General features: G+C 53.7%; 6 protein-coding genes. 4 read left to right on the forward strand and 2 right to left on the reverse strand.

Going from position 1 to position 8,488, the window contains the following annotated elements:
- The first annotated feature begins 139 nt into the window (after positions 1-139).
- The 3 genes from BLP79_RS13735 to fdhF all read left to right on the forward strand — a co-directional run bounded on the left by BLP79_RS13735 (position 140) and on the right by fdhF (position 5,585).
- Positions 140-1,027: a LysR family transcriptional regulator gene (locus tag BLP79_RS13735; protein WP_090219832.1), complete on the forward strand. Its 888-nt coding sequence runs from the start codon at positions 140-142 to the stop codon at positions 1,025-1,027.
- A gap of 91 nt (positions 1,028-1,118) precedes the next feature.
- The gene (locus BLP79_RS13740) at positions 1,119-2,807 is read left to right on the forward strand and encodes an NAD(P)H-dependent oxidoreductase subunit E (protein ID WP_090219834.1); all 1,689 of its coding nucleotides are present in this window, start codon (positions 1,119-1,121) and stop codon (positions 2,805-2,807) included.
- A gap of 3 nt (positions 2,808-2,810) precedes the next feature.
- Complete coding sequence (fdhF, locus tag BLP79_RS13745; protein ID WP_090219836.1) at positions 2,811-5,585, forward strand: formate dehydrogenase subunit alpha; 2,775 nt, start codon at positions 2,811-2,813, stop codon at positions 5,583-5,585.
- A gap of 73 nt (positions 5,586-5,658) precedes the next feature.
- Here the strand turns inward: fdhF and BLP79_RS13750 are convergent, their stop codons facing one another.
- On the reverse strand, positions 5,659-6,399 hold the full coding sequence (locus BLP79_RS13750) for a substrate-binding periplasmic protein (RefSeq protein WP_090219841.1): 741 nt from the start codon (positions 6,397-6,399) through the stop codon (positions 5,659-5,661).
- A 351-nt stretch (positions 6,400-6,750) separates the two neighbouring features.
- Positions 6,751-7,029, reverse strand: a complete 279-nt coding sequence (locus BLP79_RS13755) for a DUF1330 domain-containing protein (RefSeq protein ID WP_090219843.1) — start codon at positions 7,027-7,029, stop codon at positions 6,751-6,753.
- Between the two features lie 118 nt (positions 7,030-7,147).
- Between BLP79_RS13755 and BLP79_RS13760 the strand changes: the two genes are divergently transcribed.
- A complete protein-coding gene (locus BLP79_RS13760; protein WP_090219844.1) occupies positions 7,148-8,047 on the forward strand; it encodes a LysR family transcriptional regulator in 900 nt (299 codons plus the stop codon).
- Positions 8,048-8,488 lie beyond the last annotated feature (441 nt).

Here is an 8,488-nt window from a genome sequence, read left to right on the forward strand (position 1 = left end):
CACCTTTTCGGAAATTTTTCCATGTTTGCGCCCACATTATACAGATGTCGAACAAAGATTACGGGGCGCTGACTTCTCGCGTGCCATTTGCGTCATGGTGCACCATGATAACTGAGTTTGAGTGTGAGAGATTTAGGCCATGATTGAACTGCGCGATCTGAAACTGTTGTCAGCCTTGGCGCGTCTGCGCCATTTTGCCCGCGCAGCCCAAGAGTGTGGGATGTCGCAACCTGCGTTCTCCATGCGTATTCGAAATCTTGAAGAACGCCTGGGTTTGCCGCTGGTGCGGCGCGGGAACCGATTTCAGGGGCTGACAGAAGAGGCGGAAATGATTGTCCGCCGTGCGCGGCCTTTGTTGGACGATGCGCGTGCGCTGGAGCAGGAGATTTCAGCGTTTCGTGGTGAAGTGACCGGCATTGTGGTCATCGGGGTTATCCCGACGGCGACGGCTTATGCTGCAAAGATTGTGAATCAATTGCACAAAACCCATCCACGCCTGCTTGCGCGGTTCGAGGTGACCAATGCACTTGCCATACAACAGGGTTTGTATGAGGGAACGATGGATGCAGGCATTACCTATGCCGATAACATCGGGCAGGAGTTGATCACGGTGCAGCCCCTGTATGAAGAGAGCTATGTGCTGTTTGCCCCTGAAAAGATGGTTGCGGCCTTTGAGAAAGAGATCAGCTGGCAGGAGGCGGGGCAGTTGCCGCTGAGCCTGTTGGAACCTCAGATGCAAAACCGTTCAATTTTGGATCGGATTTTTCAGGAACAGGGCATTCGGCCAGATGTGATGTCAGAATCTACGGGCTTTATGTCTGCAATGATCATGGCGCGTGAAGGGTCTGTTGCAACGATCCTGCCACGAGCTTTGATCGAGGCGATCGGCCCAATTGAAGGCACACGTGTGTTGGATCTGGTGGATCCTTCGCCGCGCAAACCCATTTGTCTGGTAACGCTGGAGCGACAGCCCGAACTCACTACGGTGCGGGTGTTAAAAGAGGTGGCTGACGCATTTGGTCAATAAGATTGCGTTATCGTGCAATCCAAATTTGGGATTTGACGATATGATTTCGTGATGAGATCAGGGACAAGGCACCCATGCAAGGGAGAAGGCAGTGGCACCGTTGGACACGAACAAAGGCGTATGGAAATCTGGCAAAGGTAAAGGGCGCAAAACCCCAAAGGGTCGCCAGTTGGACGATCAGGCCCATGCAGAAGTCTGCGCCCTGCTGGGAGAGCGCGCTCGTAATCGCGACCTACTGATCGAGTTCCTGCATCTGATTCAGGATGCCTATGGCCATTTGAGTGCTGCACATATCCGGGCGTTGGCTGAAGAGATGCGCACTGGACAGGCCGAAATCTATGAGGTTGCATCGTTTTATGCGCATTTTGATGTGGTGCGCGAAGGAGAGACCCCGCCGCCTGCGCTGACCATCCGCGTATGTGACTCGCTGTCGTGTGAATTGGCAGGGGCTGAGCAGTTGCAAAAAGCACTGGAAGATGGGTTGGATGCGTCTGAGGTACGCGTTGTGCGTGCTCCGTGTATGGGCCGCTGTGATACTGCGCCGGTGCTGGAAATCGGGCACAATCATATTGATCATGCCACCCCTGAAAAGGTGCAGGCAGCAATTGCCGCAAATGACACCCATGCTCATATCCCTGATTATGAAACCTTTGCCTCATATGCGGCCGAGGGGGGGTATGCGGTTCTGAAAGCGCTGCGCGCAGACGGTGATTGGGAAGCGGTTCAAGCCAAAATCAAAGAGGCAGGTTTGCGTGGCCTTGGTGGGGCGGGTTTCCCTTCGGGCACCAAATGGGGCTTTGTACGTGCGAATGAAGGGCCGCGCTATATCGCTGTAAATGGTGATGAAGGTGAACCGGGAACGTTCAAAGACCGTTATTATCTGGAACGCACGCCACATATCTTCCTTGAAGGCATGTTGATCGCAGCTTGGGCTGTTGAGGCGGAAAAAGCCTTTATCTACATGCGCGATGAATACCCAGCGGTGTTGGAGATTTTGCGGCGTGAGATTGCTGCGCTGGAAGCCGCGGGTATTGTTGAACCGGGCTATATCGATCTGCGTCGCGGGGCAGGGGCCTATATCTGCGGTGAAGAAAGCGCGATGATTGAATCGATTGAGGGCAAGCGGGGGGAGCCGCGTCATCGCCCTCCGTTTGTGGCGCAGGTGGGTATCTTTGGCCGCCCGACTTTGGTGCACAACGTTGAGACGCTCTATTGGATTTGCAAGATCAACCGCGAAGGCCCGGAGTGTCTAAATTCGGTTGAGAAAAACGGCCGTACCGGTCTGCGCTCTTATTCCGTCTCAGGCCGCGTCAAGAAGCCGGGCGTGCATCTGTTGCCTGCGGGGTCTACAATCACAGATATCATAGACGCTGCAGGCGGTATGCTGGATGGCCATGCGTTCAAAGCTTATCAGCCGGGCGGACCATCATCGGGTCTGCTGCCCGCGTCGATGAATGACATCCCGTTGGATTTTGACACGTTGCAACCTCATGGAACCTTTATTGGTTCGGCCGCTGTGGTTGTTCTGTCGGATAAAGACAGCGCGAAACAGGCCGCGCTGAATATGCTGCGCTTCTTCGAAGACGAGAGCTGCGGACAATGCACGCCGTGCCGTGTTGGCTGCGAAAAAGCGGTGAAGTTGATGAGCCAGAAGAAATGGGACCAAGGGCTTTTGGAAGAGCTGAGCCAGACGATGGTGGACGCGTCGATCTGTGGTCTGGGGCAAGCTGCGCCAAACCCGATCCGCCTGACCATGAAACACTTCCCGGATGAGGTTTAAGACATGTCAGAAACAGTTACATTTACCCTCGATGGTCAGGACGTCACGGCTGAAAAAGGCATGACGATCTGGGAAGTTGCCAATGGCCGTGACATCAAGATCCCGCATCTGTGCCACAAACCTGCGCCGGGGTATCGCCCGGACGGCAATTGCCGTGCCTGTATGGTTGAGATTGAGGGCGAGCGCACGCTGGCGGCGTCTTGTATACGCGAACCTTCCGAAGGCATGGTCGTCACCACCAACAACGCGCGTGCTACAAACGCCCGCAAAATGGTGATGGAGCTGCTGGTCACCGACCAGCCCAAACAGGAAGAGGCGCATGATAAGTCCTCGCACTTGTGGGATATGGCAGAGCTGAACGAAATCGCTGAGAGTCGCTTTCCCACGTTGGAGGAAGGTCGCATTCCGTTGCTGGACGACAGCCATGTGGCGATGTCGGTCAATTTAGATGCCTGTATCTCGTGTAACCTCTGTGTGCGCGCGTGCCGCGAAGTGCAGGTGAATGATGTGATCGGGATGGCGGGGCGGGGCCATGATGCCTACCCGGTGTTTGATATTGCGGATGATATGGGCGCGTCTTCATGTGTCGCCTGTGGCGAATGCGTGCAGGCCTGCCCAACGGGGGCGCTGATGCCATCCTCTGTCTTGGATGAGACCGGACAGGGAGACTTGCAAGATTATGACAGTGAGACAGAAAGTGTCTGCCCCTTCTGCGGAGTTGGCTGTCTGGTCAGTCTGAAGGTTAAGGACGGCAAGGTGAAATATGTCGAGGGCATCAATGGCCCTGCCAACGAGGGACGCCTGTGTGTAAAAGGGCGCTTTGGGTATGATTATATTCATCACCCGCATCGCCTGACCAAGCCTTTGATCCGTCGTGAAGATGCACCCGCAAAAGGTCTGAACGTAGACCCAGGTGATTTGAGCACGCATTTCCGCGAAGCCACATGGGATGAAGCCCTGGATCTGGCCGCAAAAGGCCTGATGGATCTGCGTGCGGAAGATCCCCGTTTGGTTGCTGGGTTTGGATCTGCCAAATGCACCAATGAAGAGGCTTATCTGTTCCAGAAGTTCATCCGGCACGGGTTTAAGCACAACAACGTCGATCATTGTACACGTCTGTGCCATGCCTCTTCTGTTGCGGCGTTGATTGAAAACGTTGGATCCGGTGCGGTGACCGCAACATTCAATGAGATCGAGAACGCAGATGTGGCGATTGTGATTGGATCCAACCCGATCGAAAACCACCCCGTTGCGGCGACCTATTTCAAACAGTTCACCAAACGCGGTGGTAAGTTGATCGTTATGGACCCCCGTGGAATTGGTCTGCGTCGCTTTGCCAGTGAAATGGTTCAGTTCCGGCCCGGCGCGGATGTTTCCATGCTGAATGCAATCATGCATGTGATTGTCGAAGAAGGACTGTATGATCAGAGTTATATCGAGAAATTCACAGAGAACTGGGAGGCAGAAAAGGCGCATCTGGCACAGTTTTCGCCTGAAAAAATGTCAGATATCTGTGGTGTGTCTCCGGATCAATTGCGCCGGGTGGCGCGTACCTTTGCCAATGGCAAAGCAGGGCTGATTTTCTGGGGCATGGGGGTTTCACAGCATATTCACGGCACCGATAATTCACGTTGTTTGATTTCGCTTGCTTTGATGACAGGCAATGTAGGCAAACCCGGCGCTGGGCTTCACCCGTTGCGTGGGCAAAATAACGTTCAGGGCGCATCTGACGCAGGTCTGATCCCGATGTTCCTACCTGATTATCAGACCGTGACGGATGCTGGCGTGCGCGAAGCCTTTACCCAAGTGTGGGACAGCGGCGATTTCTCGCATGAGAAGGGCCTCACAGTGACCGAGATTGTCGATCAGGTTTATGCGGGGAATATCAGGGGCATGTATATTCAGGGTGAAAACCCGGCCATGTCTGATCCAGACGTTGATCACGCGCGCGCCGCCTTTGCGAAGCTGGATTTGCTGATCGTTCAGGATATTTTTCTGACAGAAACTGCCAACTACGCAGATATTATCCTACCTGCTTCGGCTCTTTATGAAAAGAACGGCACGGTTTCAAACACCAACCGGCAGGTGCAGCGGGTCCGTCCCGCGGTGCCACCCCCAGGAGAGGCGCGCGAAGATTGGTCGATCACAACTGAGCTTGCAGATCGAATGGGCCTGGACTGGGGCTACCGCGACGTGTCTGAGGTCTTTGATGAGATGAAGCTCAACATGAAGTCGCTCGACAATATCACATGGGAGCGTCTCAAGACCGAAAGTGTGACCTATCCATCTTTGTCAGAAAACGACCCCGGTCAGGCTATTGTCTTCGGAGATGGCTTCCCGCGGGCAGAAGGCCGTGCACGGTTCACACCTGCGGCCGTCATCCCGCCAGATGAGGCGCCCGATGCCGATTATCCGATGATTATGACAACTGGTCGCCAGCTGGAACATTGGCACACCGGGGCGATGACGCGGAGATCTCGTGTTTTGGATGCGGTGGAGCCAGAGGCCAATTGTTCACTGCACCCGCGCACTTTAAAATTGATGGGAGTCGAACCCGGTGAGATGGTGCGCCTGTCGACGCGCCGCGGTTCGATAGAGATCATGGCGCGGGCGGATCGCGCGATTGCCGAGGACATGGTATTTGTGCCCTTCGCCTATGTGGAGGCGGCCGCTAATATTCTGACCAATCCGGCGATTGATCCTTATGGGAAAATTCCGGAGTTTAAGTTCTCGGCGGTGAAGGTTGAAAAGATCAAAGATCCTATAGCGGCGGAATAAGCTGCAGGTTTCTGTAAAAAGAAAAGTCGGTGCGATTTGCACCGACTTTTTTGTTTGACCACGTGCTTTGAAATCAGTTCAGCGCGTCAGACACGATTTGCTCGATTGGCATGTTGTCCAAGCTTTCTTCGAGTTTGGCAGCCATAGCTCGGTTTTCGGCGGTATCGCGCAGCGCCAGAACCAAGGGGTATTCCACCAGATGGCGGGTATTATATTCCACTTTGTCGCTCAGGCCAGTCATGCTGGCGTCTGTGGCCAATGAGTTTGCCATAACAAATGGGTCAACCACGCCGATATCCGCACGTCCTCCGGCGACCATCTTTACGACCATAGCATCGTCTGAAGTGCCGTGGATGGTGACATCACCACTTTCCATCAGAGCTTCAAATTCTGGTGGGTAGCCATAAGACTTCACTACCACGATAGACTTGCCTTTTAGGTCTTCAAGAGTATTCCACGTGATGGGGTTGTCTGTACGTTGCACAAATCCAAGCGGGGATTTGTAGACAATCGAAGACGCGAAGAATCCTTCTGCGATATCGCTGGGCCAAGCAGGGTAGTAGCCACTGATTGCCTGGTCGCCTTTGGCTTTTGAAACTGCGCGGGCCCAAGGCAGGTAGTCTACTGAAAGTGTGTCACCCGCTTGGGCCAAGGCTTGGCGCAGCACATCTACCAGAACGCCGCCTTCGGAGAGGTTTTCTCCCACATAGGGCTCCCAGTTCAACGACGTGATCTTGTATTCTGCAGCAATCGCACCGGTGCCCAACAAAAGTGCCGTGCTGCAGGTTGCTATAAAACGATTGAAGCCAATCATGCGGAATGTCCTTATCTAAATCAATTTCCGGCATGATGTATCAGTCAGGCGCCCTAACAATCAGTTTATCCACCTATGGAACTTTGTGGGTATTTTACGCGTTTCAGGTGGTGATCGCCTGCCTCTGTTTATGCAGGCTTATAGCATTCACCCAAATGGCTTGGGTGTGGCGCGCACCGTATCCGTCATTGTAGGCACATTACGGATACGGGCTCGTGTTAATATCAGTTTTGCTTCGGCCAGTTCCAAAGAAACTTGCATCGTGCTTTCTCGTGGCGCGATGTTGCCCCCAACTGGACAAGCGGATAACAGCGAACTCATTGAATTTGAGCATTCGCTTAACTTGAGATATTATCCAAGCAATGTGATGGTGCTGTTGCCCGCACCTTTGCGCAGGGCATGTACATCTGCCAAATCGGGATCAGCGATCCATGCTTTGGCATTGTCGGTTGTGGCAAATTCTAAAATTACGCCCAAACCGGTTTCTGCATCACCTTCAAGAACAGTCTGACTGGGAGCGGCTGCTACAACCTTGCCGCCGTGACGGGCAAGCGCGTCGCTCGCCTTTTCACGATAGGCCGCGAGGCTTTCAGGGTTGGTTACGATCAGGTTCACATATGCAAAGGCCATAAGGTATCTCCACGTCTAATAGATGCCCAAGGTATGGCGGAAGGCTTTGCGTGCGAAAATACGTGATGCTGCAAGTCCGGTGTGCTATTTCGCATGGGGGTCAAATCGAGGATGTCTTATGGCAAATTTGAATTGGGAGGACATCCGGTCAATCCTAGCTGTGGTGCAATTGGGTAGCCTGTCCAAGGCGGGGATGCACCTTGGTGTGAACTACACAACCGTGTCTCGTCGTATTCAACGTGCAGAAGATGCATTGGGCCATCCTTTGTTTGAACGTCACCCGGAAGGGTATGTGCCTTTGCCTGAGGCACATGAAATCGCACATACGGCCGAGCGGATGGAGCACGAAGAATTCAGCTTGATGCGGCGTTTGGCGGGGAAACAATCGGCACTTTCTGGGTCTTTGACTTTTACAGCTCCACAGCTTTTGATCCAATCACATCTGGCGCCGGTACTGGCGGAGTTTACTTCCCGGTATCCTGAGATCGATCTGAAGGTGAAGGCAAGTTATGACATTCTGGATCTGAGCCGCCGCGAAGCGGATCTCGCCCTGAGGATCAGCCATGAACCGCAGGGTCATTTGATCGGGCGTCGCTTGTGCGACCAGCGAAGCGCGTTTTTTGGGACGCCCGAGATTTCTCAAGCTGCCGCTTTTGACCACAAGGCGCAGGTTGAGTGGTTGTTGTTTATCCACCAGGACACCGTGCCGGAAATCGTGCAGACTGTGCACCCAAATGTCAGGATTCGGGCGCGTCTTGACGATATGGGATCGCTGATGGCGGCTGCCCAAGCGGGGATGGGGGTGTTGCGCATGCCTTTGTTTCTTGAGGCTGCATGCGCTGGGCTGGTGCGGCTTCCGCATTTGCCGCTCACGCCCTATGCGCCTGTGTGGCTCCTCAATCATGAAGACTTACAGCAAAGCCCGAAGGTGAATGCCTTGAAAGAGATGCTGGTTGCGTGGTTCCGTCAGAACAGCCATGTCTTTCAAGGAAACAGCGCCACGGCTGTGGGTCTTTGACCGCAGCCTTGCCATTAGATAGCGGGCTCGGTCAATCGTGGCCGCAACACCGTGTATGCGAGCAACGAGGTTCGGAATATTTTTATAAGTACTGTGCTTATGTTCTCACCGACTGTTGTTTGTTTTATTTAGGTCTCTAAGCGATTGATGTTGGGTTATTTTTGTTATTTTTTGTAATTCTGTCATTTTTCTTATGATTAGGGGTTGCGAGTCGGTGTTAGTAGGTCTAGAAGGCCTCTCACCGGCGGCGCTGAGGCGCACAACGGGGCGGCGGAGACGCTGCTAGGGACGCTCCGGAGAGACGGGGATTGACGGATCGGAGAGACGATTTGACGCTTAGGAAAGACTGGGGCATTTGGAGAGATTTGGTGGCTGTGTGCGCTGAGAGATTGGCGTTACGGTCCTGTTTTTGACCTCTGGGTGTTTGCTCTTTGACATTGA

The organism is Epibacterium ulvae (assembly GCF_900102795.1).
Taxonomy (GTDB): Bacteria; Pseudomonadota; Alphaproteobacteria; order Rhodobacterales; family Rhodobacteraceae; genus Epibacterium; species Epibacterium ulvae.